Below are 23,466 nucleotides of genomic sequence, written 5' to 3'. Positions count from 1 at the left end.
TCGCCAGGTCCGCAGCCGACCTGAAGGAGACCCGTGCCCGCTGACGACCGTTCCCGCCACCTTGCCGTCGTCGCGGCCCGTGCCGCGGCCGACAAGAAGGCCCAGGAGATCATCGCCCTGGACGTCAGCGAGCGGCTGGCGCTCACCGACGTCTTCCTCGTGGCCTCCGGCGCCAACGACCGCCAGGTGCGGGCCATCGTCGACGCGATCGAGGAGGCCCTGCACAAGGAGGGCGCCAAGGCGCTGCGCAAGGAGGGCCTGAACGAGGCCCACTGGGTGCTCATGGACTTCCAGGACATCGTGGTCCACGTCCAGCAGGAGGAGGACCGCGAGTTCTACGCCCTCGAGCGGCTGTGGAAGGACTGCCCCGTCGTCGACCTGCCCGCCGACCTCTACGCCCCCACCGACGGCGCGGAGCCGGCCGGGGCATGACCGCCGGCACCGTCATCCTCTGGCGCCACGGGCAGACCGAGTACAACGCCTCCGGGCGGCTGCAGGGCCAGTCGGACATCGCGCTCAACGCGACCGGCCGCCGGCAGGCCGCCCGCGCCGCCGAGGTGCTGGCCACGCTCGAGCCGACGCGGATCGTCAGCTCCGACCTGGTCCGGGCCAGCGACACCGCCCGGGCCCTCGGCGGCCTGCTCGGCCTCGAGCCGACGACGGACGTCCGGCTGCGCGAGCGCAGCTTCGGGGTGTGGGAGGGCCTGACGCACGCGGAGATCGAGGGGGGCTGGCCCGAGGCGTACGCGGCGTGGCGCCGCGGTCACGAGCCGCGGGGCATCGAGGCCGAGGGGCGCGCCGCGTGCGGGGCGCGGGTGGCCGAGGCGGTCGAGGAGGCCGCGGCGGACCTGGGCCGCGAGGACGTGCTCGTCGTCGTCGCCCACGGCGCCGCCATCACCTGCGGGCAGACCGTCCTCCTCGGCCTGGAGCCGGGGGAGTGGTTCGGCCTGGTGGGCCTGGAGAACTGCCGCTGGACGTCCATGCACCCCAACCGGGGGCGCGCGCCGGCCTGGCGGATGGCCGGGTACAACGTCGGCGCCGGGGACTGACGGCAGCCCACCTGCCCTTCTGGTCGCAGCCAGCCTGCCCTCCTGGCTGCCGCCCGCCTGCCCTTCTGGTCGCCGGCAATGGGCGTCTTGGCTGCGCGGCGCGGGCGCAGGGCGGGGACGCCGTTGTCCCCGCCCTGCGGCTCGTGGTGCTACTGGCGGGCGTCGGCCGGCACGAGGGACTCGACGTCGATGTCCTTGTCGACCACGCCCTGCTGGCGCATCTCGTCGGCGAGGAACGTCAGCGAATCGAGGTCGACCGGCCCCTTCCACTCCGGGAGCACGACGTCGGACGCCACGGCGGGATCGATCTTCGCGATGTCGACGAGAGCCTTCTTGAAGGCGTCGGGGTCCTTGGCGATGGCCTCGGCGGTGGCCGCGACCCCGTCGCGGAAGCGCTGCACCACGTCGCCGTGCTGCCCGAGGTACTGCTTCGTGGCGACGAACGAGCCGACCTGGAGCCCCTCCTTCGCCTCCACGTAGGGATAGAGCACGGGCACGTCGCCGTGCTGCTTGCCGATCGCGAGGAACGGCTCGATCACCCAGGCGGCGTCGACGTTGCCGTTGGCGAGGGCGGCGAGCATGTCCGGGAAGCCGATCTCGACGAAGTGGATGCCGGAGGTGTCCACCCCGCGCTTCTTCAGCGCCGCGGTGATGGTGATGTCCCCGATGTTCTCGAGGGTGTTGACCGCGATGGTCTTGCCGGCGAGGCCGGCCGCGTCGGTGATCTTGCCGTCCGGGCGCACCAGCACCGCGGAGAAGTCGTTCTGCGGGTCGGTGGTGGCGAAGGTGCCCGAGGCGACGACCTGCAGCGGCAGTCCCTGGGCGCCGGCCCGGAGCACGCTGACGGTGTTGGACCCCGCGAGGTCGTAGTTGCCGCTGACCAGGGCGGGGATGGTCGCGGCCCCGCCGGCGGAGGTGTCGACCTCGAGGGCGAGGCCCTGGTCCTTGAAGGTGCCGAGCTGCTCGCCATAGGCCAGGAAGGCCGAGGGGATCCCCGCGGTCTCCCCGATCCGCACGGTCGTCAGGGTCCCGGCGGACGCCGCGCTGCTCGCGCTGGCGCTCGGGGTGCCGCCCTTGTCGGTGGAGCCGCAGGCTCCGAGCGTCATCATCGTCGCTGCGCAGACGGCGGCCACCGCCGCGATCACACCGCGTCTCATCTCAGTTCCTCCCTGGCGCGCGTGCTCCCGCGGCGCCGGAGGGCGCGGCGACGGCGCTGGCCCCGGCGGTGGGACCTATGTCCCTTGCGGGCCGAGGACACCGTAGGCCGGAGTCCGCCCGCGGGAACCGCACCGACCCGCACGTTCTGCCATGACGAACCGTCGGGTGCGGGCGTGCGCCGGCCGGGCGGGGCGGGCGCGGCAGTCTTGTGTGAGCGCGCACGGGCCGCGGGGCGGCCTTTGCGTGCCCGACGGCGGCTACGTCGCCAACGAGACAAGTTCCGCCATGGCGAACGATCGACGCCCGGGCGTGGGCGGGGCTCGCGCGGCTCCCTACCGTGGTGGCGCCGGCAGCTGGGCCGGCGGTGGACGAGGGAGATGGCGTGGACGTCCTGATCGTGGGAGCAGGAATCGGCGGTCTGACGCTCGCCCTCGAGCTGCACCAGGCCGGCATCCCGTGTCGCGTGCTCGAGGCGGCGCCGCACCTGGAGCCGGTCGGCGCCGGGATCAACCTCCTCCCACACGCGACGCAGGTGCTGGACAGGCTCGGCGTCGCCGGCGAGCTCGAGAAGGTCGGCATCGCGACCCAGGAGTCGGTGTTCTTCAACAGGTTCGGCCAGTTCGTCTACCGCGAGCCGGCCGGCCGGTACGCCGGGTACGACCAGCCCCAGCTGTCCATCCACCGCGGCGACCTCCAGCTCACCCTCCTCCGGATCGTCCAGGAGCGGCTCGGGGCCGACGCCGTCCGCCTCGGCCAGCGGGTCGTGCGGGTGGCCGAGGACGGTGACGGCGTGCGCGTCGAGGTCGTCGACGAGTCCTCCGGGGCGCGGTACGAGCTGGGCGGCTCCGTCGTCGTCGGCTGCGACGGCGTGCACTCGGCGGTGCGGAAGCAGTTCTACCCGGACGAGGGCGACCCGCTGTACTCCGGCGTCACCATGTGGCGCGGGGTCACGCCCTGGCAGCCGTTCCTCACCGGCGCGAGCATGGTCCGCGCCGGCTGGCTGGCCTCCGGCAAGATGGTCATCTACCCCGTGCGCGACGACATCGACGGCCACGGCACGCAGCTCGTCAACTGGGTGGCCGAGGTCGAGCGGCCCCGGCCCGCCCGCCGGGACTGGAACCGCGAGGGCCGGGTCGAGGACTTCATCGACGTGTTCGAGGACTGGCACTTCGACTGGCTGGACGTCCCCGCGCTCATCCGGGGCGCCGAGCGCGTCCTCGAGTACCCCATGGTCGACCAGGACCCGCTGCCGCGCTGGACGTTCGGGCACGCCACGCTCCTCGGCGACGCCGCCCATCCGATGGTGCCGCGCGGCTCCAACGGCGCGGGCCAGGCCATCCTCGACGCCCGGGCGCTGCGCCTGGCACTGGAGCAGGTTCCGGACCCGCTGGACGCGCTGCGCCGCTACGAGGAGCAACGGCGCCCGGCCACGGCGGCCGTGGTGGAGGCCAACCGGCGCACGCCGCCGGATACCATCCTCAAGGAGGTGTACGAGCGCACCGCTGACCGCCCGTTCCGCCGGATCGAGGACGTCATCGGCACCGACGAGATGGCTGCCATCTCGAACAGCTACAAGCGCATCGCGGCGTATGACAAGGACATCCTGCGCACCCAGCAGTGAGGTGGTGCGGTGACGGCGGCCGAGCCGGGCCGCGAGCCGGGCCGGGGCGAGTGGCCCTCCCCGGGCCGTGAGCCGCGCCCGGGGGAGTCGCCCGCGCCGGTTCACGACCCGCGCCCGGGCGAGTGGCGCTCCCCGGCGCCGGCGTACAGCCTCGACTCCGTCGACAACGCGCTGCGCCTCGTGCAGGCCCTCGACGAGCGCGGCCGCCTCCGCGTGTCCGAGGCGGCGGAGCTGCTGGGCATCGCCCGCTCCACCGCGCACCGCCTGCTCGCCACGCTGAAGTTCCGCGGCTTCGCGGCCCAGGACGGCCCCGACCGAACCTACACACCGGGGCCGGCCCTCGCCGACGCCGGCCTGCGGGCCATCGCCCGCCTGGACCTGCGCCAGGTGGCCCACCCCCACCTGCAGGCCCTGGCCCAGGAGGTGGGCGAGACGGTCCACCTCGTGCGCCTGGAGGGCAACGGGGCGCGGTTCCTCGACGGGGTGGAGAGTGCCCAGGTGGTGCGCGTGGGTCTGCGCACCGGGCTGGTGCTCCCCGCCCACGCCACCGCGGCGGGCAAGGCCATCCTGGCCGCCCTGCCCCCGGAACAGGTCCGCGCCCTCTACCCGCGCGGGCTGCAGACGCTCACCGGTGCCACGCTGCAGACCCTCGACGACGTCGAGCGGCACCTGCAGGAGGTGGCGCGGGCGGGCTACGCCACGAACTACGGCGAGAGCGCCGAGGGCGTCGCCGCGTTGGGCGTGGTGGTGCGCAACCAGGCCGGCCAGCCCGTGGGCGCGGTCGCCGTCGCCGCCCCGACGGAGCGGATGCCGGCCGCCCGGGTCCCGTTCGTCGTCAGCCGCATGCACCGGGCGGGCCTGGCGATCAGCGACGACTTCCTACGCACCGGCGCCCAGGCCTAGTCCCCGCTCGGCGGCCGCTCCGCCCGTGCCGACATGGTCCCGGAGGTCGCCGCGGCGGGGCTGGAGGCCTGACGCAACGGCGTCAGCGTCCTTGGAGGAGTGCGGTCATCTGCGGCAGCTGGAAGTAGCGCGCGGTCTCCAGCGCCGACGGTGTGCCGGCCGCCGGGTCGGCGCCGGCCTCGACCAGCATGGCCGCGATGTCCTCGTTCTGCCGGAAGACGGCGCACACGAGGGCGTTCTGGCCGCGGTCGTTGAGGCGGTGGACGTCGGCTCCGCGGGCCACCAGCTCCCGCACCGTCTCGGCGTGCTCGTGGTAGGCGGCGAGGATGAGCAGCGTGTCGCCCTTGGCGTTGGTGAGGTTGACCGGCACGCCCGCGTCGACGGCGGCCATCAGGTCCGCCGTCCCGCCCGCCCGGGCGAGGTCGAACAGCTGGTGGGCGTAGGCGATGGCGGCCTCGTCGGGCGTGGGAGCGGTCATGGGGACAGGGTAGGAGGCGTCAAGGTGACCCGCCGCAGGCACGGGGGTGGCGAGGCTCACGCGCTCCGAGGGGGTCTCGGATTAGCACTCGCGGACGGCGATGCCCTAAAGTAGTCAACGCCCCACGGGGCAGGCAGTACAGCAAGGGGCTATGGCGCAGTTGGTAGCGCGCTTCCATGGCATGGAAGAGGTCGAGGGTTCGAATCCCTCTAGCTCCACCAAGGGTCTCACGAGATCCGGAACCCCCGAACGCTCGGTTCGGGGGTTTTTTCGTCTCTCGACGGCGCGTGGAGCGCCGTCGGCAGAGCGCCGCGGGCGGTCTCGACGAGGCGCGCTCAGTGCACCAGCGCCTTGAGGGCGATGAGGATCGCGGCGATGGCCGCCACGGCGCCGGCCTCCAGCAGGGCGCGGAGCATCCCGGCACCGGTCAGACGCGCGGCCAGGAACCCGTACCCGGCGATGAGGGCGAGACCGGACCACTTGGCCACCGCGAACGCCGTCTCGTAGGCCATCACGTTGAGCACGACGGCGAGGAAGAACACGCTGGGGAAGGCGATCCCGAAGGCGACGGCCACCGCGTTCTCGGTGATGGCGCGCGGCGGCTCGCGATGCCCGCCCATGCTCGCCCGCGCCCGGCTCCCCAGGTGCTCGCTGTACAGCTCGGCGAGCGCGACGGCCAGGGCGGTGGCCAGCAGGGTGCCGACGGCGGCGGGGGGCGCGGGCGGATGGGCCTCCAGCGTCAGGACGAGCGCGAGCCCGATGATCGAGCCGTACACCACCCGCGAGACCTGTCCCGAGCCCAGGTGGGTGAGGATCCGGGGGTGCACCGTCATGGCCAACCTCCTCCGACGGCGCCGCCGGGGTCCACGGGTGGGTGTCGGTCCGGGGTGCCTCGCCGGGCGTCAGGCCGCGGCCAGCAGCGGCCGGAACGGCAGCATCTCTGCCTCCCCGGGGCGGACGAAGCCGCAGGAGGACTCGGGGACCTCGTTCCATGCCCCGCTGAGGTCGCGCAGCGGCTCGGAGACGATGAACCGCGCCTCGGTGCCCAGCTCGTGCAGCACCTCGACCTCCGGGTGCAGGGCGGCGAGCTTGTCCACCCGGGTGGAGAAGTACAGCGAGCGCGCCTGGCCCGCGCTGGCGTACCGGAACGCCCACATGCCCACGCCGTCCGTGGTCGCCACGGTCATCTGCACCGGGTGGGGCACGCCGTGCCGGGCGGCGACGTCCTCGACCAGGCCCACCGCGCGCTCGACCGCGGGGATCGGGTCCTCCTCGAGGCCGAAGGTGAGGGCCAGGAAGAAGAGGAGCTCGGAGTCCGTCGTCCCCTCGATGTCCGGGAAGAGCTCCGGATCGACGGCCATGACCAGGTCGCGCCGCAGGTCGTGGAAGCCGGCCACCACGCCGTTGTGCATCCACAGCCACCGCCCGTGCCGGAAGGGGTGGCAGTTGCTGCGCTGGACCGCGGTCCCGGTGGAGGCCCGGATGTGCGCGAAGAACATCGGCGTGCGGATCTGGCGGGAGATCTCGCGCAGGTTGCGGTCGTTCCACGCCGGGTCGACGCCCTTGAACAGCGCGGGCTCGTCGCCCTCGCCGTACCAGCCGATGCCGAAGCCGTCGCCGTTCGTGGTGGTTGCCCCGAGGCGGGAGTGCAGGCTCTGGTCGATCAGGGAGTGTTCCGGCCGGAACAGGAGGTCCTCGGCCAGGATGGGCCGGCCGGAGTACGCCATCCATCTGCACATGCGCCGACCGAACCATTCGTCTCGGCGGGGTGGCATCATCCGGGTGGGGTGAGGCGGGTGAAACCGCCGATGAGCGGGCATGCTCGGTGGTGGCCGCAGCGCCGGTCACAGCTTGACGCCACTGATGTACCGAGGACGGAGAACACCATGACGACCTCCCTCGCGCCCTTCACGAGCGACGACTACGCCCGCCGGCTCATGCGCACGGTCCACGAGGCGCACGAGGCCGAGCTGGACGGCGTCCTCGTCGCCCCCGGGCCGGACCTCGTCTGGCTCACCGGGTACCAGCCCCCGCCTACCGAGCGGCTCACGCTCCTCCTGCTGCGGCCCGACCAGGAGCCGACCCTGGTCGCGCCGACCCTGGAACGGCCGGACGCCGAGGCGGCGCCCGGCGCGGACATCTTCGAGGTCGTCGGCTGGGCCGACGGCGCCGACCCCTACGACGTCGTCGCCCAGCTGCTCCGGCCCGACGGGCGCTTCGCGATCTCCGACGGCGCCTGGGCCCTGCACCTGCTCGGCCTGCAGCGCGCCCTGCCCCGCAGCCGGTACCGCGGCCTCGGCGAGTCCCTACCCATGCTGCGGGCCGTCAAGGACCCCGCCGAGCTCGCCCGGCTGACGGCGGCCGGGGCCGCCGCGGACGCCACCTACGAGGACATCGTCGGCGCGCGCTTCGCGGGCCGACGGGAGGCGGACGTCGCCGCCGACCTGGCGGACCTGCTGCGCGCCCACGGGCACGAGCAGGTGGACTTCACCATCGTCGGGTCCGGCCCCAACGGCGCCAACCCCCACCACGAGGCGGGGGAGCGGGTGATCGAGCCGGGCGACGTCGTCGTCCTCGACTTCGGCGGGCTCATGCACGGCTACGGCTCGGACACCACCCGCACAGTGTCGGTCGGCGAGCCGGGCGCGGAGGTGCGCCGGGTGCACGACGTCGTCCGCCACGCCCAGCAGGCGGCCTTCGAGGCCGTCCGGCCGGGGGTGACCTGCCAGGAGATCGACCGGGTGGCCCGCCGGGTGATCACCGAGGCCGGGTACGGCGACCGATTCATCCACCGCGTGGGCCACGGCATCGGAGTGACCACGCACGAGCCGCCCTACCTCGTCGAGGGCGAGCACCAGAAGCTCCGGCCGGGCATGTGCTTCTCCATCGAGCCGGGCATCTACCTCCCGGGCCGGTTCGGCGTGCGCATCGAGGACATCGTCACCGTGGAGCACGACGGCGGCCGCCGGCTCAACACCACCGAGCGCGATCTCCGCGTCGTCGAGTAGGACGGGGAGCTGCGTCCGGTAAGCGTCGTTGAGTGGGACGGGGGGCGCACGGTAGTCCCGCCCGGATGAGGTGACCGAAAAGCCGCGTCCCTACCTTTGGCCTGTCCACCTACGACGAAGTGGGGCGAGGGCGATGGTCACGCATGCCGCATCATGGGAGCGCGCTTGGTGCTCGGGGCGGGGGCGAGACAGGTGAGCGCCGAGAAGGTGCCGGCGCCGCCTGACACGCGCACGCGCCCGCCTGCTGCCAACTACATCTCGTGGGTCGCACTGGCGTTGATGACGACCAGCTCCGTCGCGAGCCTGCGACCGGCGCCGACGATGGCCGTCTACGGGCTGGCGGCGGTGTTCTTGTATCTGCTCCCCGCCATCGTCTTCCTGCTGCCCACCTCGCTCGTCTCCGCGGAACTGGCCTCGGGTTGGAAGGGCGGGGTCTACAACTGGGTGGCACTCGGCATCTCCAAGCCCATGGGGTTCCTCGCCGTGTGGTGCCAGTTCGCGATGACGATCTTCTACTACCCGAGCCTGCTGGGCTTCGTGGCCAGCACGCTCGCGTACGTCTTCAACCCCGCTCTGGCCAGCAGCGGCGTGTGGACGGCGCTGGTCATCGTGGTCGTCTACTGGACGGGTGTGTGGGTGTCCTCCCGTGGCACCAAGGGCGTGGCCGGCCTCGCGAGCGGCGGCCTGATCATCGGCACGCTGATCCCCGGCGTGGTGCTGGTCGTCCTCGGCCTGGTGTTCCTCGGTCAAGGCAACCCGTCGGCGGCTCCGATGACCGCCGACCACTTCCTGCCCCAGTGGGCCGGCCTGGCGAGCCTCGTGCTCATCGTCAACAACTTCCTGTCCTACTCCGGGATGGAGATGAACGCGGTGCACGTGTCCTCGCTGAAGGAACCGGCCCGCGAGTTCCCGCGGGCGATCTTCCTCGCCATGGGCCTGGTGCTGCTGATCTTCATCCTGCCCGCGCTCGCCATCAGCTGGATCGTTCCGGCCGAGACGCTCTCGCTCACCGCGGGGATCATGCAGGCGTTCGACGCGATCTTCGGGGAGTTCGGGGTGCAGTGGCTGACGCCGATCTTCGGCATCATGCTGGTCACCGCCTCCCTCGGCGGGATGCTCACGTGGCTGGCGGGCCCGTCCAAGGGGCTGTTGCTCATCTCCCGCCAGGAGGGGTACCTCCCGCCGTTCCTGCAGAGGCTGAACAAGCACGGCGTGCAGCAGAACATCCTCGTGACGCAAGGCGTGGTCACGACGGTGATCGCGCTCGGCTACGCCCTCATCCCGAGCGTCTCCAGCGCGTACTGGCTCTTCTCGGTGATCACCACGCAGGTCTACCTCATCATGTACCTCCTCATGTTCGTCGCGGCCGTGAAGCTGCGCCGCAGCCACCCCGACCACCCCCGCGGATACCGCGCCCCGATGCTGGTCTCCCTGTGCGGGGTCGGGTTCGCCGCGTCCCTCGCCGCGCTCCTCGTCGGATTCATCCCACCGTCGCAGTTCGGCGGCGGCAACGAGGGCATCTACTTCGTGATCGTGGCGGGCGGCGCCCTCGGCCTCGGCCTGCTGGTGCCGTTCCTGTTCTACCGGCTGCGCAAGCCCTCCTGGCGGCAGCCAGAGGCGGAAGAGGTGACGTCATGAGCACGGTGGAGGAGACCACGACCCGACGGCAGCGCTCGTGGCTGTACATCACGGCGATCGTGCTCCTGGTCGCGCTCGCCGTCGGCGGCCTGCTCGCCTTCCGCGGTGCACGCGTCACGCAGGCGGCCCAGAGCAAGGCGGACGAGCTCATCGCGCTGCTGGAGGACCGTGGGGCGCGGGCGCCGTCCCGCGAGCAGATCGTCCATGTGCTTGGCGCGGACGGCGGCGCGGTGTGCGCCAACCCCAATGACGCGCTGAGCCGCGCGATCTTCCTCGGCCAGCTGGCGAACGGGGCGGCAGGCCCCGGCTACCGGCCCGTCATCGCGGACAACAAGGTGGTCCAGGGCCAGCTGGCGATCATGCAGGTGTACTGCCCGGACCAGCTGCCCGAGTTCGTCCAGACGGTGGAGGGGCTCAAGCTCGACGAGAAGGTCGCGGGCTGATGCGCACCGCCGAGCTCAGCGCGCGCGTGACCGACCTCATGCCGCTGGCCCGGGACGAGCTCGCCGAGCTTGTCGCGCTGCGGTCGGTGGCCGACCCTCGGCAGTCTCCGCCCGAGGAGTGCGAGAAGGCAGCCCGGTGGGTCGCGGACCGCTTCGTCGGCGTCGGCTTCGGCGACGCACACCTCGAGCAGACGGCGGACGGCAGCCAGGCGGTCGTGGGTTCGCGGCCGTGCGCCGACCGTGGTGCTCCCACGGTGCTGCTCTACGCCCACTACGACGTGCAGCCGGCGCTCGACGAGAGGGCCTGGCACACCCCGCCGTTCCAGCTGACGACGGTCGGAGGGCGCTGGTACGGCCGGGGCGCGGCCGACTGCAAGGGCAACATCGTCATGCACCTCGCCGCGCTGCGGGCTCTCGGCGCCGACATCCCGGTCAATCTCAAGCTCGTCGTCGAGGGCTCGGAGGAACAGGGGACCGGGGGACTGGAAGCGTTCGTCCCGACCCACGCCGACCTCCTGCGTGCGGATGCCATCCTCGTCTGCGACACGGGTAACGCGGCGGTCGGCAGTCCGGCCGTGACCGTCAGCCTGCGCGGCATGGTCAACGTCGTCGTGACGGTCGAAGCTCTCGCCACCGAGCTGCACTCCGGAATGTTCGGCGGAGCGGCGCCCGATGCGCTGGCCGCGCTCATCGCCATGCTGGCCTCGCTGCGCGACGCCCGCGGCAACACCACCGTCGCCGGCCTGGACGGCACCCGCGGATGGTCCGGGGCGCCCTACCCGCCCGAGCAGTTCCGCCAGGACGCCGGAGTGCTCGAGGGGGTCGAGCTTCTCGGGGACGGCACGGTCTCGGACATGCTGTGGGCGCGGCCGTCGGTCACCGTCCTCGGGATCGACTGCCCGCCGGTGCTGGGCTCGGCCGCGGCGATCTCCCCGCGCGCGGCTGCGCGTCTGAACCTGCGTATCCCGCCGGGCCTCGCGCCCGACGCCGCCAGGGCCTCTCTGGCGGACCACCTCCACGCCGCCGCCCCCTGGGGCGTGCGGGTCACGGTCGAGACCGAGGCGACCGGTTCACCCTTCCAGGCCGCCGTGGACGGGCCCGCCTACCGGGCCATCGCCGAGGCGATGCGGGAGGCGTTCGGCAAGCCGATGAGCACGCTCGGGCAGGGTGGGTCGATCCCCCTGTGCAATGTCTTCGCGGCGACCTACCCGGACGCGGAGCTCATCCTCATGGGGGTCGAGGAGCCGCAGGCCCTCATCCACGCCCCCAACGAGAGCGTCGACCCGCGGGAGATCGCGGCCATGGCCCACTCCGAGGCGCTCTTCCTGCAGCTCTACCCCCGCTACTTCAGATGACCGCACTCGGAATCACCCGACGCGGGGGAGGTACTGAAACAGCACTCGCGCGACGCTCGTCGTGTCGCCACACACGGGAAGGTGGTCCGGATGGACTTCTGGTCGCAGTTCTGGCAGATCCTCTGGTGGACCCTGTGGTTCACCCTCTTCATCGCCTACCTCTGGGCGTTGTTCGCGATCATCACGGACATCTTCCGTGACCACCGGCTCAACGGCTGGTTCAAGGCCCTGTGGCTGCTCTTCCTGCTGTTCTTCCCGTTCCTCGCGGCGTTGATCTACCTCATCGCCCGGGGCCGGGGGATGGCCGAGCGGAACATGCGGCAGATGGAGGCGCAGAAGGCCGCCACCGACCGGTACATCCGCGACGTTGCGTCCTCGAGCCCGGCCGACGAGATCGCCAAGGCCAAGGAGATGCTCGACAGCGGCGCGATCACACCAGCGGAGTACGAGGCGCTCAAGGCGCAGGCGCTCGGGAGCAACAGCCGGACGTCCTCGATGCCGACTTCGCCCGCAGGGCAGGCCTGACCGCACAACGCGGCGTGCCGCCGCGTCGCCCACGCCGCGTTGCCCGGTTCGACGACCGGGCTCGGCGGACGGTGGCGTCCACCGACGCTGGTCCGCTCCCGCAGGGTCGCGGGGGCGGACCAGCGACGCCGTCGTCCCCGGGCCACGTCGTCCCCGGGTCTCGCGCCGCCCGGCGCGTCGAGCTCGGCGGAGCGCGCGGTCGGCCTAGCGCCCGAGCTCGGCGCGCAGTCGGGCGTTGTCCGCGGCCAGCTCGGCGTTGTCGGCGCTGAGCTCGGCGTTGTCGGCCGTCAGGCTCGCGTTGTCGGCGGCCAGCTCGGCGTTGTCGGCTTCGAGGCCGAGGACCGCGGCGACGCCCGCGAGGTTCAGCCCGGCCTCGAGCAGCTCGCCGATGCGGCCGAGCCGGGCGACGTCGTCGGCGCTGTAGCGCCGGGTCCCCCCGGGCGTGCGGTCGGGCTGGAGAAGCCCGCGCCGCTCGTACAGGCGCAGGCTCTGCGGGTCCATCCCCACCATCTCGGCCGCGACGGAGATGCCGAAGACACCCCGCTCACCGGCGGGGCCGCTCCGACCCTCCGCTGCCGTCGCGCTCATGCCACCTCCGAACTTCCCTCGTACCCTTGCACGAACGATGCCACCCGTGTTACATAATTTGTGTCGGCTGACACAGATCCGCGTCGCCGACTCGAGGAATCAAGGCCCATCAGCCTGAGGGACAGGCAGGTGATCGCCCGATGATGCTCACCGACCCGGCGCCGCGGCCGGACGCCGCGATGCCGGCCGTGCACGAGCAGTTCCTGGAGCTCGTCTGCGACGACGACGAGCTGCTCGCCGCGGAGTTCGACGAGATCGTCGCGCGCGCCTGGGACGGTCCTCATCCGCCGTCGCCCGGACGGCCGGCCGACCCCACGGCAGAGGGGTGGGAGCGGTACCGGCGCCCGGCGTCGCGCCCAATCCTGCGGGCGCGGCCCCGGCACCCGGGCGCGGACGGCTGGGCCCGAGGCCGCGGACCGCCGCCAGAGGCGCCGACGACCCGTAGGACAGGGGAGGTGATACCCGCACGTTGAGCACATCTGACGGCTACCCGGGCGCGCGGCGAGGCGCACCCTCTGGCCGGCGAGCTCCACGAAGCACCCGGCCCCAGCGATCAGGGCGAACGATCCATGCCGGCGCGGCCCGGTAGTCCACGCATTCCGCGGCTGGTCCGCCCGCACAGGGCAGCGGGGGCGGACCAGCCGCCTCATCGTGCCCAGTTGGGACCGTGCCATGAGTGAGCAGGACCCCTACGAGGTGCTCGGGGTGCCGCCGACGGCGACGCCCGAGCAGATCTCCCACGCCTACCGCGCACTCGTCCGCCGCCACCACCCCGACAGCCGGACCGCTCCCGGGCCCGGCGACGCCGTCGGCGACCACGACCGCGCGCTCCGGCAGGTCATGGCCGCGTATGCCACCTTGCACGACGACGTTCGCCGGGCGGCGTACGACCGCGACCGGCGTGCGAGGGACGCCGCCGTCGCGCCCACCGACTCGACGGTCCGGGCCGGCGCCGAGGTCTGGACCGGCGCCGAGATCAGGGTGAGCACCGAGGTCCGCGCCGGCGCCCCGATGCACCCCGGCATCGAGATCCGGGTGGGGCCGGTGCACTACGAGGGCGACACCCCGCCGTCGCACCGCCCCGGCCGGCGCGCAGCCCCGGCCGGCCTCGAGGACCTCATCCGTGCGCTGCTGTGGGGCTGGCGCTGACCCGTGAGCCCCAGGAGGCGCGGAGGCAGGGGCGCGGCCGCGCCGTCAGGGCTGCTCGCCGCCGCCCTCGCCGGCGATGTTGACCAGCCAGTGGATCCCGAACTTGTCGGTGCACATCCCGAAGTGGTCGCCCCACGGCGCCTTCTCGAGCGGCATGGTGACCTGCCCGCCGTCGGACAGCTTCTCCCAGTACCCGCGCAGCTCCGCCTCGTCGTCGCCGCTGAGCGAGACCGCGAGGTTGTCGCCGGGCGTGAGGTCCATGCTGTTGGGGGTGTCCGCGGCCATGAGCACCAGGCCGCCCGGGGTCTCGAGCATGGCGTGCATGATCTTGTCCTGCTCGGCAGGGTCCTCGCTCGCGTGGAACTCGCCGAAGGTGCTGGTGTTGAGCTCGCCGCCGAAGACCGAGTGGTAGAACTCCATGGCCTCCTTGGCCGTGTCGCGGAAGCTGAGATACGGGTTGAGCCGGACGGTCGCCACGATCGGTCTCCCTCGGTCGGTCGGGTGGTGGGCCGATTCTTGCCGAGGCCTCGGCGAGGCGGAAGGGCTTTTTCCCGTGGCCCCCAGTCCTCGGGGGTGCCTCGCCCTACAACGAGCGCGTGGCACGCGCTGCTGGCACCATCCGCCCCATGGCCCAGCGCATGCCCGTCCTCACCGCTGAGGACGCCCACCCCGCCGCGCCCGGCCGCCGCGCTGCCCGCCGCGCCCGGGGCGGCCGCGCCGGCGCCTCCCGCGGTACTCACGTGCGCCGCTGGCAGCGCTACGGCCAGGACCGCCTCTACGTCACCGCGGCGGACGGCGCCCTCGTCGGCTGGTACGACCTCGTCACCCTCACCGCGCACCCCGCCGCCCCGGGCGGCGCCGCAGCCCTCGACGGCGCCCTCGCCACCTGGCGCGAGCGCGCCGAGGCGGCGGGCGGCGACCACGACGTCGCGCTCGCCGCGCTCGGCGGGGGATGGACGGACCTGGCCGGACGCCGGCCCGGGGCGGTACCGCGCGCGCAGGCTGGGGAGCTGCGGCGGGAGGCGCCCGTGCGCACGTTCGTCGCCCGGGTCATCGGCCTGCCTACCCCCGAGCGCGCCCGCCGCGTGGCGGCGCGGGCCGAGGAGCGCGTGGCCGCGGGCCTGGAGCGGCTGGTGCGCCGCGACCCGCGCTGGCGCATGCTCCACGCCCTGCCGGTCGGTCCCGAGGGATGCGACATCGACCACGTCGTCATCGGCCCGGCCGGGGTGTTCACCATCAGGGCCGTGCACCACCCGGGCGCGCGGGTGCGGGTGTCCGGCGACAGCCTGCTGGTCGACGACGTGCCGCAGCCGTACGTGGGCCAGAGCCGGGCCGAGGCGGCGCACGCCGCCCGGCGGCTCACCGCCGCGTGCGGGTTCGAGGTGGCGGTGACCGGCCTGGTCGTGCCGGTGCGGGCCAAGGAGGTGGTGGTCCGGGCGGCGCCGGCCGGCGTCGCCGTCGTCGAGCGGGTGCGGCTGGGCCGGTGGCTCGCCGGGCGGCCGAAGGTGCTCGACGGCGCCCGGGTGGCGACCCTCTACGCCGCGGCCCGCCGGTCGTCCACGTGGACCGCCGGCGAGGGAGCCGCGTCGGCGTGAGCCGCGCCGCTACCGGCCCGGCAGCTCGGTGTACTTCGCGTTCGACCCGCGCGAGAGCTCGACGGGGTACTTCACCGCGTTCTTGTCGATCTTCGCATGGACGGCGGCGTCGAGGTCGATGCCCAGCGCGTCGGCCACCTCGACGAGGTAGGTGAAGACGTCGGCGAGCTCGTCGGCGAGGGCCTCCCGGCCGGCGGCGGTCGCCGCGAAGGCCCGGACGTCGTCGTCGCTGCGCCACTGCATGAGCTCGGCGAGCTCGCCCACCTCGCCGACGAGGGCGAGGGTGAGGTTGCGGGGCGTGTGGAACTGGTTCCAGTCCCGCTCGTCGGCGAAGGCACGCAGCCGGGTGCGCACGTCGGAGATGTCCATGCCTCCTGTCTACCGCAGGGTGGGTGGCGGCCGGCGTAGCGCTCCGCCACCCGTCCGACCGGCGGAAACCCACCGTTTCTCGGGCTGCCGGCGCTCACCGCCGGACCTACCCTGGAGGCGGTGACCGGGCACACCCCCGCCCGGCGCCGTCGCATCCACGAGATGACGAAGGAGTCGTCGTGAGCCTGTTGACCCACCCCGAGCTCGACCCGACCACCTCCGAACGCACCACCGCCTTCCGCTCCCCGGGGCCGTTCGACCCCGAGCACGGGCACGAGCAGGTGGTCTACTGCCACGACCGTGCCAGCGGCCTGCGGGCGATCATCGCGATCCACAGCACCGCCCTCGGCCCGGCCCTCGGCGGCACCCGGTTCTACCCGTACCCCACCGAGGACGACGCCCTCGCCGACGTCCTGCGCCTGTCGCGGGGCATGACCTACAAGTGCGCCCTCGCCGGGCTGGACCACGGCGGCGGCAAGGCCGTCATCATCGGCGACCCCGCCCGGGACAAGTCCGAGGCGCTGCTGCGCGCGTACGGCCGGTTCGTGGAGTCCCTGGGCGGGCGGTACGTCACCGCCTGCGACGTCGGCACCTACGTCGCCGACATGGACGTCATCCACCGCGAGACCGGCCACGTCGTCGGGCGCAGCGAGGTCCACGGCGGCTCCGGCGACTCCTCGGTGCTGACCGCCTTCGGGGTCTTCACCGCCATGCGCGCCTGCGCCGCCCACGTGTGGGGCAGCGACGCCCTGCGCGGCCGGACCGTCGGGGTGGCGGGGGTGGGCAAGGTCGGCCACCTGCTGGTGGGCCACCTGGTCGACGCCGGCGCGCAGGTCGTCGTCACCGACGTCAGCACCCGCGCGGTCGAGCGCGTGCGGGCCGAGCACCCCGCGGTCGACGTCGTCGCCGGCACGGACGCCCTGGTGCGCTCGACGCTGGACGTGTACGCCCCGTGCGCCCTGGGCGGGGCGCTGGACCGGGCCACGGTGGACGCGCTGAGCGCGAAGATCGTCTGCGGCGCGGCCAACAACCAGCTGGCCGACGACGGCGCCGGGCACCTGGCCGAGCGGCTGCTCGAGCGCGGCATCACCTACGCCCCCGACTACCTCGTCAACGCCGGCGGGGTCATCCAGGTCAGCGACGAGGAGGAGGGCTTCGACATGGAGCGGGCCCGCCACCGCGTGGAGGGCCTGTTCGCCACCACCGAGGCGGTGCTGGCCCGGGCCGCCGAGCAGGGGATCAGCCCGGCGCGGGCCGCGGACCACCTCGCCGAGGAGCGCATCGCGGCCATCGGGGCAAGGTTCCCGTACCTGCGGCGCTGATCGGCGGCGCGGCCCCGCCGTCGAGCGCGCTCAGGTGAGGTCCCGGCGCCGCACCAGCACCAGCGCCACGACCGCGAAGACCACCAGGTACCCGGCGAGCAGCCACGCGGCCGCGGCGCCGTCCAGCACGGTGAGCACCCCCGGGGTGCCCTCCCCGCGCGGGTTGACCCCGACGGCGCCCAGCGCCCCGGCCAGCGAGCCCGCGGCCGAGCCGGGCAGCCGGTCGGTCAGGGTCGCCATCCCGTCGATCAGCCCGGACACCCCGCGCAGCAGGTTCTCCACCACCAGCGCCCACACCAGGCCCAGGCCGGCGGCGAGCGCCGGGCCCTTGGCCAGCGCACCGACGAGGACGCCGCCCGCCGCCCACATGCCGAGCATGAGCAGGCCCGCGGCCATCGCCTGCGCCAGGTCGCCCGCGGCCGGCCCGGTGGTCGAGCCGCCCTCCACGGCGGCGACGAGGTGCGCCGTGGCCAGGTCGGTCGCGGTGGTCAGCGCCACGAGCCCGACGACCGTCACTGCCAGCGCGACCAGGGTGCCGCCGAACGCCGCCAGGCGGCCCGGCCCCTGGGTCAGCACGGTCTTCCACGTGCCCCACGCGTAGCCGCTGCCGATGGCCAGGGCGCCGAGGATCATGACGACCGCCCCGCCGAACATCGGCATGCCCTGGACGAGCGTGGCGGGCACGTTCGCGGGCAGCAGCCCGGCGAGCAGCGCCTCGGGCGGGGTGCCCGCCGCGGCGTCGGGCCCGCCCCCGCCGCGATAGCCGATCCACGGGAAGGCGTAGGCGAAGAGCAGGTTGAGCACGGCCCAGACCCCGACCAGCACCCACGTGGCGGGCCAGCGCCACAGGCGGCGGAGCTCGGCGCGGGTGGATCGGGTCAGCGCGGTCAGGGCGGTCATCGGGACACCTCCAGGGCGGGAACGGCGGCGGTCATCTCGAAGAAGACCTCCTCCAGGGAGCGTTCGAGCGGGCTGATCTCGTGGACGTCGAGGTCTGCGGCGATCAGTGCCCGGGTCAGGTCGGGCACGGCCTCGGCCCCGGCGGCCAGCCGCAGCGCCGGATCCCCGTGGTCGTCGTCGACCATCGCGACGGCGTGCGGGCCCAGGACGCGGGTGGCGACGGCGGCGGCGGTCTCGAGCGGGTCGGCGCGCAGCCGCAGGCCGGCCCCGCCGCGCAGCTCGGCGACGGTGCTCTCGGCGAGCAGGCGGCCCTGGGCGACGACGCCCACCCGGTCGCAGATCTGCTGGACCTCGGCGAGCAGATGGCTGGAGAGCAGGACGGTCTGCCCGCCGGCGGCGATGTCGACGAGGAGGTCGCGCATCTCCGCCATGCCGGCGGGGTCGAGGCCGTTGGTGGGCTCGTCGAGGACGATCAGGTCGGGTTCGCCGAGCAGCGCCGCGGCCACGCCGAGGCGCTGCTTCATGCCGAGGGAGTAGGTGCGGAACCGGTCCCGGGCGCGGCCGGCGAGGTCCACCCGGGCCAGCGCGGCGTCGGCGGCGCGGACGTCCAGGCCGCGGTAGGTCGCCAGCACCCGCAGGTTCTCCCGCCCGGACAGGTAGGGGTAGAAGCCCGGGCCCTCGACCAGGGCGCCGATGCGGGCCAGCGCCGCCGGGGTGCCGGGCGGGGCGCCGAGCACGGTGGCGGTGCCGGCGGTGGGGCGGACCTGCCCGAGCAGCATCCGCATGGTGGTGGTCTTGCCCGCGCCGTTGGGACCGAGGAAGCCGTAGACCTCCCCGGCCCGGACGGTCATGGACACGGCGTCGACGGCGCGGCGCGGTCCGTAGACCTTGGTGAGCTTGTCGGTGGTGACGATCGCGGTGTTCATGCCTCCCAGGCTCCGCCGCGGCGCGCCGGGCGTCGTCGGCCCCGGGGCGGCACCGGTGTACGAGGTTCCGCGCGGGCCGGGCGGCGGGACCGTACGCGGATCTGTGTAGGTCGGCGCCGCCTCGAGGCGGACGCGGTCCGGGCCGCCCGCCCCTATCGTGGGCGCCGTGGCGGCCGACGAACCGCGCGGGATCCGGCCCGGCGACGTGCTGCTCGCCGTGGCGTTGGCGCTGTTCGCGCTGGCGGGGACCGGGGGAGCCGGGCAGGACCAGCCCCAGGCCGCCCCGCTGGACGCCTGGACGTACGCGCTCACCACGCTCGCCGCCGCCGCGCTGGTGCCGTGGCGGCGGCACCCGCTCGCCGTCTTCGTCGCCACGAGCGCCCTGGTCGCCGTCTATCTCGGCGTCGGCTATCCCTACGGCCCCATCATGATCACTGCGGCGGTCGCCGCCGGGCTGCTGGCCGCGTCGGTGCCGCTGCGCACCGCGGTGGTCGCCGGGGCGACCGACGCCGTGGTGCTCGTCGCGGTCATCCTCGTGCGCGACGTCGTGCGCGCCTGGCCGGAGGCGCTCACCCACGTGCTCGGGGTGCTCGTGTGGACGGCGCTGCCGCTGGCCATCGGGGTCGCCGTGCGCACCCGCCGGGAGGCGGCGGCCCGCGTGCGCGAGGAGCAGGCGCTGCGGGCGGTGGCGGACGAGCGGCTGCGCATGGCCCAGGAGCTGCACGACGTCGTCGGGCACGGGCTGGCGGTCATCGCGATGCAGGCGGGGGCCGGGCTGCACGTGCTCGACCGGGACCCGGCCAAGGCGCGCGCGGCGCTGGAGGCGATCCGCACCGCGAGCAAGGACGCCCTCGACGGGCTGCGCGCCGAGGTCGTCGCCCTGCGCGGCGGCGCCCCGCGCGCCCCGTCGCCGGGCCTGGCCGACCTGGCCGCGATGGTGGAGCGGGTGCGCTCGGGCGGCCTCGACGTCCGCCTCGACGTCGGCCAGGCCGACGGCGTGCCGGACGACGTCGCCGGGGCGGCCTATCGCATCGTGCAGGAGGCGCTGACCAACGTGCTGCGCCACGCCGGGCGGGCGGCCGGCGCCGTCGTCCGCGTGCGGCGGGCGCCGGGCCGGCTGACCGTCGAGGTCGCCGACACCGGCCACGGCCCGCCGGCCGGCGGGCTGGTCGAGGGCAGCGGCATCGCCGGCATGCGCGAGCGGGCGGTGCGCACCGGCGGGAGCGTGGAGGTCGGCGGCCATCCCGGCGGCGGGGTCCGGGTGCGGGCGTCGTGGCCGCTCGACGGCGACCGGCCGGTCGGGGAGGAGGCGTCGTGAGCAGCACGGCGGACGGCGGTGGAGGCGGGCCGGTGATCCGCGTGGTGGTGGTCGACGACCAGAGCCTGGTCCGGGTGGGGCTGCGCACCATCCTCGAGGCCGAGGACGACCTGGAGGTGGTCGCCGAGGCGGGCGACGGGCGCGAGGCGCTCGCGGCCGTGCGCGCCACCCGGCCCGACGTCGTCCTCATGGACATCCGCATGCCCGGCGTCGACGGCCTGGCCGCCCTCGCGCAGATCACCGCCGACGCCGCGCTGGCGGGCGTGCGGGTCCTCATGCTCACCACCTTCGAGCTCGACGAGTACGTCTTCGAGGCCCTGCGCGGCGGGGCGAGCGGGTTCCTCCTCAAGGACGCCGACCCCGCGGAGCTGTTGCGCGCCGTGCGGGCGGTGGCCGACGGCGGCTCCCTCCTCGCGCCGTCGGTCACCCGGACCGTCATCAGCGAGTTCGCCCGGCGGGCCCGGCCCGCCCAGGCCCCGCGGCCGGGCCTGGAGCGGCTGACCGAGCGCGAGCGGGAGATGGTCGCCTGGGTCGCGACGGGCCGGTCGAACGACGAGATCGCCGCGGCGCTGACCGTCAGCCCCGCGACCGTGCGCACCCACGTGGGCCGGGCCATGCTCAAGCTCGGCGCGCGCGACCGGGCCCAGCTGGTCGTTTTCGCCTACGAGTCGGGCCTGCGGGTGGAGGAGTGAGGGCAGCCGGAGGGGCGAGGCACCGCCCGCCGCTGGGGGACAATGGACCCCGCCCCAGCCGCCCGGCGCCCGAGGAGTCCCCGTGCCCGCCCTGCCCGCCCCATCAATCGGCGCCCTGCGCGCCGACTGCGCGAGCTGCTTCGGGCTGTGCTGCGTCGCGCTGCCGCTGACCGCCTCGGCCGACTTCGCCATCGACAAGCCGGCCGGGGAGCCGTGCCGGAACCTCCAGGCCGACTACCGCTGCGGCATCCACAGCCGGCTGCGGCGGGAGGGCTTCCCCGGCTGCACCGTCTACGACTGCTTCGGCGCCGGCCAGCGGGTGTCCCAGGCCACGTTCGCGGGCCGCTCCTGGCGAGAGGACCCGGGCACCGCGCGCCGCATGTTCGCGGTCTTCCCCGTCGTGCGGCAGCTCCACGAGATGCTCGTCTACCTCGCCGAGGCCCGCACCCTCCCCGCCGCCCGCTCGCTCCACACCGCGCTCGCCGCCGCGGAGGCGGAGACCGAGCGGCTGGCCGCCGCCGGCGCTGACGAGCTGCTCGCCCTCGACGTCGCCGCCCACCGCGCCCGGGTCAACCCGCTGCTGCTGCGCGCCAGCGAGCTCGCCCGCGCTGGTGCCCCCGGCCGGCGGCTGCGCCACGCCGACCTCCTCGGGGCGGACCTGCACGGCGCGGACCTGCGCGGGGCCGACCTGCGCGGCGCCCTGCTCATCGCCGCCGACCTGCGCGGGGCGGACCTGCGGCGGGCCGACCTGATCGGGACGGACCTGCGCGACGCGGACCTCGCCGGCGCCGACCTCACCGGCGCGCTCTTCCTCACCCAGCCGCAGGTCACCGCGGCCAAGGGCGATGGCGCCACCCGCCTCCCGCCCGCGCTCACCCGGCCGGGCCACTGGGGCGCCGGCGCCTGACCTCGCGTCGGCGCCGGACCGGACGCCGGGTGCATCCACCGGCGGCGCCCGCACGTATATCAGTCGTGACCACCCAGGCAACCGAGCAGCACGACCTCGACGCCGTCGTCGTCGAGGCCCAGCACGCCCTGCGCGTCATCGTCCCGGACCTCGCCCCGCGCGTGAGCGTGCGCGTGCTCGCCGCGCCGGACGGTGACCGGTGCGTCGGGGTGGACACCCACCGCCTCGACCCGCAGGCGGCCGCCACCGTCCAGCGCATCGTCTCCTACGTCAAGCAGTGCCGACGCGAGCGCGCGTCCGGCATCTCACGCGGCCCGGCACCGGAGGAGCCGACCGGCCGGGCTTAGCCTCGATGGGTGACCGATTTTCTCGTAGACGTCCCCGCCGCGGCGTCCGCACCCGCGCCCGACCTGTTCACCCCGGTGCACGTGGGCCGGATGGAGCTGCCCAACCGTGTCGTCATGGCGCCGCTGACCCGGCGCCGCGCCACCGACGACGGCGTGCCCACCGAGAGCATGGCGCGCCACTACGCCGACCGTGCCGGCACCGGCCTGATCGTCGCTGAGGGCACGTACCCCAGCCGCCGCGGCCAGACCTACCTCAATCAGCCGGGCATCGCCGACGCCGCCCAGGCGGCCGGGTGGCGCCGGGTCACCGACGCCGTGCACGAACGCGGCGGGCGCATCGTCCTGCAGGTCATGCACGGCGGGCGGGTCGTGCACCTGCCCGACGGCGCGGCCCGCGACATCGTCGCCCCCAGCGCCATCCCGGTCCCCGGCACCCTGCGGCTGCCCGACGGCGAGCGGCCCTTCTACGTGCCGCGGGCGCTGCGCACCGACGAGATGCCGGCGGTCGTGGAGGAGTTCGTCGCCGCCGCGCGCCGGGCGATCGACGCCGGCTTCGACGGCGTGGAGGTGCACGGCGCCAACGGGTACCTGCTCAACCAGTTCCTCTCGCCGACGACCAACCAGCGCACCGACGCCTACGGCGGCAGCCCCGCCAACCGCGCCCGCCTCGTCGTCGAGGTCACCCGCGCGGTGGCCGACGCCGTCGGCGCCGACCGCACGGGGCTGCGCATCTCGCCCGCCGGGGTGCGCAACAGCCTCGACGAGCGGCACGTGCCCGACGTCCGCGACACCTATGGCGCGCTCGTGGCCGGACTGACCGGGATCGGCCTGGCCTACCTCAGCGTGCTCAGCCCGGACCCCGCCGGCGAGCTCGTCCAGGGCCTGCGCCGGCAGTTCGACGGCGCCCTCCTGCTCAACGACGGCTTCGACCTGGTCACCACGCGCACGGCCGCCGCCGGCTTCCTCGCCGACGGGCTGGCGGACGCCGTCGTCGTCGGCCGCCCGGTGCTGGCCAACCCCGACCTGGTGCGCCGCTGGCGCGAGGACCTGCCGCTCAACGAACCCGACCCCGCCACCTTCTACGGCGGTGACGACCGCGGGTACAACGACTACCCGCTGGCCGACGCCGCGGCGGGCGTCGGCTGACCCGCGGCGCGGGCGGTGCGGCGGGCGTC

At 74.4% G+C, this 23,466-nt stretch carries 27 protein-coding genes and 1 tRNA gene; 19 read left to right on the top strand and 9 right to left on the bottom strand.

Annotated features, from left to right (window positions below):
* The first annotated feature begins 33 nt into the window (after nucleotides 1–33).
* Together rsfS and GD970_RS00945 are read left to right on the top strand one after the other, a co-directional pair.
* Nucleotides 34–432, top strand: a complete 399-nt coding sequence (gene rsfS, locus GD970_RS00950) for a ribosome silencing factor (protein WP_152199675.1) — start codon at nucleotides 34–36, stop codon at nucleotides 430–432.
* Nucleotides 429–1,049, top strand: a complete 621-nt coding sequence (locus tag GD970_RS00945; RefSeq protein WP_152199670.1) for a histidine phosphatase family protein — start codon at nucleotides 429–431, stop codon at nucleotides 1,047–1,049. Before rsfS ends, GD970_RS00945 begins: the two co-directional genes overlap by 4 nt.
* Before the next feature lie 149 nt (nucleotides 1,050–1,198).
* On the opposite strand, the gene GD970_RS00940 is transcribed toward GD970_RS00945, so the two are convergent.
* Nucleotides 1,199–2,206, bottom strand: coding sequence for an ABC transporter substrate-binding protein (locus GD970_RS00940; protein ID WP_152199668.1), 1,008 nt, complete (start codon nucleotides 2,204–2,206; stop codon nucleotides 1,199–1,201).
* Nucleotides 2,207–2,589: 383 nt separating this feature from the next.
* Between GD970_RS00940 and GD970_RS00935 the strand changes: the two genes are divergently transcribed.
* Both GD970_RS00935 and GD970_RS00930 read left to right on the top strand, forming a co-directional pair.
* Nucleotides 2,590–3,828, top strand: coding sequence for a flavin-dependent oxidoreductase (locus GD970_RS00935; protein ID WP_152199666.1), 1,239 nt, complete (start codon nucleotides 2,590–2,592; stop codon nucleotides 3,826–3,828).
* 9 nt (nucleotides 3,829–3,837) lie between these two features.
* Entirely contained in the window at nucleotides 3,838–4,731 is an 894-nt protein-coding gene (locus GD970_RS00930; protein ID WP_211489731.1) for an IclR family transcriptional regulator, read from the top strand.
* A gap of 82 nt (nucleotides 4,732–4,813) precedes the next feature.
* On the opposite strand, the gene GD970_RS00925 is transcribed toward GD970_RS00930, so the two are convergent.
* On the bottom strand, nucleotides 4,814–5,209 hold the full coding sequence (locus GD970_RS00925) for an ankyrin repeat domain-containing protein (protein ID WP_152199663.1): 396 nt from the start codon (nucleotides 5,207–5,209) through the stop codon (nucleotides 4,814–4,816).
* Between the two features lie 145 nt (nucleotides 5,210–5,354).
* On the opposite strand from GD970_RS00925, the gene GD970_RS00920 reads away from it, so the two are divergent.
* A tRNA-Ala gene (locus GD970_RS00920) sits at nucleotides 5,355–5,430 on the top strand.
* A gap of 114 nt (nucleotides 5,431–5,544) precedes the next feature.
* On the opposite strand, the gene GD970_RS00915 is transcribed toward GD970_RS00920, so the two are convergent.
* The gene (locus GD970_RS00915) at nucleotides 5,545–6,042 is read right to left on the bottom strand and encodes a hypothetical protein (protein ID WP_152199661.1); all 498 of its coding nucleotides are present in this window, start codon (nucleotides 6,040–6,042) and stop codon (nucleotides 5,545–5,547) included.
* A 69-nt stretch (nucleotides 6,043–6,111) separates the two neighbouring features.
* The gene (locus GD970_RS00910; RefSeq protein ID WP_152199768.1) at nucleotides 6,112–6,936 is read right to left on the bottom strand and encodes a class II glutamine amidotransferase; all 825 of its coding nucleotides are present in this window, start codon (nucleotides 6,934–6,936) and stop codon (nucleotides 6,112–6,114) included.
* Nucleotides 6,937–7,095: 159 nt separating this feature from the next.
* Between GD970_RS00910 and GD970_RS00905 the strand changes: the two genes are divergently transcribed.
* The 5 genes from GD970_RS00905 to GD970_RS00885 all read left to right on the top strand — a co-directional run bounded on the left by GD970_RS00905 (nucleotide 7,096) and on the right by GD970_RS00885 (nucleotide 12,178).
* Nucleotides 7,096–8,217 carry a M24 family metallopeptidase gene (locus GD970_RS00905; RefSeq protein WP_152199659.1) on the top strand — a complete coding sequence of 374 codons (1,122 nt, stop codon included), beginning with the start codon at nucleotides 7,096–7,098 and terminating at the stop codon, nucleotides 8,215–8,217.
* 153 nt (nucleotides 8,218–8,370) lie between these two features.
* Nucleotides 8,371–9,855 (top strand): APC family permease, encoded by a 1,485-nt coding sequence (locus GD970_RS00900; protein WP_152199657.1) that lies wholly within the window; start codon nucleotides 8,371–8,373, stop codon nucleotides 9,853–9,855.
* Nucleotides 9,852–10,298 carry a hypothetical protein gene (locus tag GD970_RS00895; RefSeq protein WP_152199655.1) on the top strand — a complete coding sequence of 149 codons (447 nt, stop codon included), beginning with the start codon at nucleotides 9,852–9,854 and terminating at the stop codon, nucleotides 10,296–10,298. Before GD970_RS00900 ends, GD970_RS00895 begins: the two co-directional genes overlap by 4 nt.
* Nucleotides 10,298–11,653 (top strand): dipeptidase, encoded by a 1,356-nt coding sequence (locus GD970_RS00890; protein ID WP_152199652.1) that lies wholly within the window; start codon nucleotides 10,298–10,300, stop codon nucleotides 11,651–11,653. Before GD970_RS00895 ends, GD970_RS00890 begins: the two co-directional genes overlap by 1 nt.
* Nucleotides 11,654–11,743: 90 nt before the next feature.
* Nucleotides 11,744–12,178 (top strand): SHOCT domain-containing protein, encoded by a 435-nt coding sequence (locus GD970_RS00885; RefSeq protein ID WP_152199650.1) that lies wholly within the window; start codon nucleotides 11,744–11,746, stop codon nucleotides 12,176–12,178.
* Nucleotides 12,179–12,382: 204 nt separating this feature from the next.
* Here GD970_RS00885 and GD970_RS00880 read toward each other — a convergent pair whose 3' ends face one another.
* The gene (locus tag GD970_RS00880; RefSeq protein ID WP_152199648.1) at nucleotides 12,383–12,766 is read right to left on the bottom strand and encodes a MerR family transcriptional regulator; all 384 of its coding nucleotides are present in this window, start codon (nucleotides 12,764–12,766) and stop codon (nucleotides 12,383–12,385) included.
* 140 nt (nucleotides 12,767–12,906) lie between these two features.
* Between GD970_RS00880 and GD970_RS00875 the strand changes: the two genes are divergently transcribed.
* Nucleotides 12,907–13,239, top strand: a complete 333-nt coding sequence (locus GD970_RS00875) for a hypothetical protein (protein WP_152199646.1) — start codon at nucleotides 12,907–12,909, stop codon at nucleotides 13,237–13,239.
* A gap of 199 nt (nucleotides 13,240–13,438) precedes the next feature.
* A complete protein-coding gene (locus GD970_RS00870; protein WP_152199644.1) occupies nucleotides 13,439–13,915 on the top strand; it encodes a J domain-containing protein in 477 nt (158 codons plus the stop codon).
* Between the two features lie 45 nt (nucleotides 13,916–13,960).
* Here GD970_RS00870 and GD970_RS00865 read toward each other — a convergent pair whose 3' ends face one another.
* Nucleotides 13,961–14,392, bottom strand: coding sequence for a VOC family protein (locus GD970_RS00865; protein WP_211489730.1), 432 nt, complete (start codon nucleotides 14,390–14,392; stop codon nucleotides 13,961–13,963).
* 119 nt (nucleotides 14,393–14,511) lie between these two features.
* Here GD970_RS00865 and GD970_RS00860 point away from each other — a divergent pair, with 119 nt between their 5' ends.
* Nucleotides 14,512–15,510, top strand: coding sequence for a nuclease-related domain-containing protein (locus GD970_RS00860; protein WP_152199641.1), 999 nt, complete (start codon nucleotides 14,512–14,514; stop codon nucleotides 15,508–15,510).
* Between the two features lie 9 nt (nucleotides 15,511–15,519).
* On the opposite strand, the gene GD970_RS00855 is transcribed toward GD970_RS00860, so the two are convergent.
* Nucleotides 15,520–15,879, bottom strand: coding sequence for a nucleotide pyrophosphohydrolase (locus tag GD970_RS00855; RefSeq protein WP_152199639.1), 360 nt, complete (start codon nucleotides 15,877–15,879; stop codon nucleotides 15,520–15,522).
* A 281-nt stretch (nucleotides 15,880–16,160) separates the two neighbouring features.
* Here GD970_RS00855 and GD970_RS00850 point away from each other — a divergent pair, with 281 nt between their 5' ends.
* Nucleotides 16,161–17,201, top strand: a complete 1,041-nt coding sequence (locus tag GD970_RS00850) for a Glu/Leu/Phe/Val dehydrogenase dimerization domain-containing protein (protein WP_226925042.1) — start codon at nucleotides 16,161–16,163, stop codon at nucleotides 17,199–17,201.
* Nucleotides 17,202–17,231: 30 nt separating this feature from the next.
* Here the strand turns inward: GD970_RS00850 and GD970_RS00845 are convergent, their stop codons facing one another.
* Nucleotides 17,232–18,101, bottom strand: a complete 870-nt coding sequence (locus GD970_RS00845) for an ABC transporter permease (protein ID WP_152199637.1) — start codon at nucleotides 18,099–18,101, stop codon at nucleotides 17,232–17,234.
* Nucleotides 18,098–19,027 carry an ABC transporter ATP-binding protein gene (locus tag GD970_RS00840; RefSeq protein WP_152199635.1) on the bottom strand — a complete coding sequence of 310 codons (930 nt, stop codon included), beginning with the start codon at nucleotides 19,025–19,027 and terminating at the stop codon, nucleotides 18,098–18,100. Before GD970_RS00840 ends, GD970_RS00845 begins: the two co-directional genes overlap by 4 nt.
* A 166-nt stretch (nucleotides 19,028–19,193) precedes the next feature.
* Here GD970_RS00840 and GD970_RS00835 point away from each other — a divergent pair, with 166 nt between their 5' ends.
* The 5 genes from GD970_RS00835 (at nucleotide 19,194) to GD970_RS00815 (ending at nucleotide 23,437) form a co-directional block, all read left to right on the top strand.
* Entirely contained in the window at nucleotides 19,194–20,345 is a 1,152-nt protein-coding gene (locus GD970_RS00835; RefSeq protein ID WP_211489729.1) for a sensor histidine kinase, read from the top strand.
* 32 nt (nucleotides 20,346–20,377) lie between these two features.
* Complete coding sequence (locus tag GD970_RS00830) at nucleotides 20,378–21,037, top strand: response regulator transcription factor (RefSeq protein WP_152199762.1); 660 nt, start codon at nucleotides 20,378–20,380, stop codon at nucleotides 21,035–21,037.
* Nucleotides 21,038–21,119: 82 nt separating this feature from the next.
* On the top strand, nucleotides 21,120–21,944 hold the full coding sequence (locus GD970_RS00825; protein ID WP_152199630.1) for a pentapeptide repeat-containing protein: 825 nt from the start codon (nucleotides 21,120–21,122) through the stop codon (nucleotides 21,942–21,944).
* A gap of 65 nt (nucleotides 21,945–22,009) precedes the next feature.
* Nucleotides 22,010–22,291, top strand: coding sequence for a hypothetical protein (locus GD970_RS00820; RefSeq protein ID WP_152199628.1), 282 nt, complete (start codon nucleotides 22,010–22,012; stop codon nucleotides 22,289–22,291).
* A gap of 9 nt (nucleotides 22,292–22,300) precedes the next feature.
* Entirely contained in the window at nucleotides 22,301–23,437 is a 1,137-nt protein-coding gene (locus tag GD970_RS00815) for an alkene reductase (protein WP_226925033.1), read from the top strand.
* Nucleotides 23,438–23,466: the final 29 nt, after the last annotated feature.

This window comes from Georgenia thermotolerans (assembly GCF_009193185.1).
Classification (GTDB): domain Bacteria; phylum Actinomycetota; class Actinomycetes; order Actinomycetales; family Actinomycetaceae; genus Georgenia; species Georgenia thermotolerans.
The sequence above is the reverse complement of the archived record's forward strand: the minus strand, read 5'-3'. Positions and strand labels throughout refer to the sequence as shown.

What these genes read in the sequence shown, in the direction of transcription:
- GD970_RS00945 (WP_152199670.1), top strand. Translation starts at nt 429, where the DNA reads ATGACCGCCGGCACCGTCATCCTCTGGCGCCACGGGCAGACCGAGTAC.
- GD970_RS00940 (WP_152199668.1), bottom strand. Translation starts at nt 2,206, where the DNA reads ATGAGACGCGGTGTGATCGCGGCGGTGGCCGCCGTCTGCGCAGCGACG.
- GD970_RS00925 (WP_152199663.1), bottom strand. Translation starts at nt 5,209, where the DNA reads ATGACCGCTCCCACGCCCGACGAGGCCGCCATCGCCTACGCCCACCAG.
- GD970_RS00915 (WP_152199661.1), bottom strand. Translation starts at nt 6,042, where the DNA reads ATGACGGTGCACCCCCGGATCCTCACCCACCTGGGCTCGGGACAGGTC.
- GD970_RS00910 (WP_152199768.1), bottom strand. Translation starts at nt 6,936, where the DNA reads ATGGCGTACTCCGGCCGGCCCATCCTGGCCGAGGACCTCCTGTTCCGG.
- GD970_RS00905 (WP_152199659.1), top strand. Translation starts at nt 7,096, where the DNA reads ATGACGACCTCCCTCGCGCCCTTCACGAGCGACGACTACGCCCGCCGG.
- GD970_RS00900 (WP_152199657.1), top strand. Translation starts at nt 8,371, where the DNA reads ATGGGAGCGCGCTTGGTGCTCGGGGCGGGGGCGAGACAGGTGAGCGCC.
- GD970_RS00895 (WP_152199655.1), top strand. Translation starts at nt 9,852, where the DNA reads ATGAGCACGGTGGAGGAGACCACGACCCGACGGCAGCGCTCGTGGCTG.
- GD970_RS00890 (WP_152199652.1), top strand. Translation starts at nt 10,298, where the DNA reads ATGCGCACCGCCGAGCTCAGCGCGCGCGTGACCGACCTCATGCCGCTG.
- GD970_RS00885 (WP_152199650.1), top strand. Translation starts at nt 11,744, where the DNA reads ATGGACTTCTGGTCGCAGTTCTGGCAGATCCTCTGGTGGACCCTGTGG.
- GD970_RS00880 (WP_152199648.1), bottom strand. Translation starts at nt 12,766, where the DNA reads ATGAGCGCGACGGCAGCGGAGGGTCGGAGCGGCCCCGCCGGTGAGCGG.
- GD970_RS00875 (WP_152199646.1), top strand. Translation starts at nt 12,907, where the DNA reads ATGATGCTCACCGACCCGGCGCCGCGGCCGGACGCCGCGATGCCGGCC.
- GD970_RS00870 (WP_152199644.1), top strand. Translation starts at nt 13,439, where the DNA reads ATGAGTGAGCAGGACCCCTACGAGGTGCTCGGGGTGCCGCCGACGGCG.
- GD970_RS00855 (WP_152199639.1), bottom strand. Translation starts at nt 15,879, where the DNA reads ATGGACATCTCCGACGTGCGCACCCGGCTGCGTGCCTTCGCCGACGAG.
- GD970_RS00845 (WP_152199637.1), bottom strand. Translation starts at nt 18,101, where the DNA reads ATGACCGCCCTGACCGCGCTGACCCGATCCACCCGCGCCGAGCTCCGC.
- GD970_RS00840 (WP_152199635.1), bottom strand. Translation starts at nt 19,027, where the DNA reads ATGAACACCGCGATCGTCACCACCGACAAGCTCACCAAGGTCTACGGA.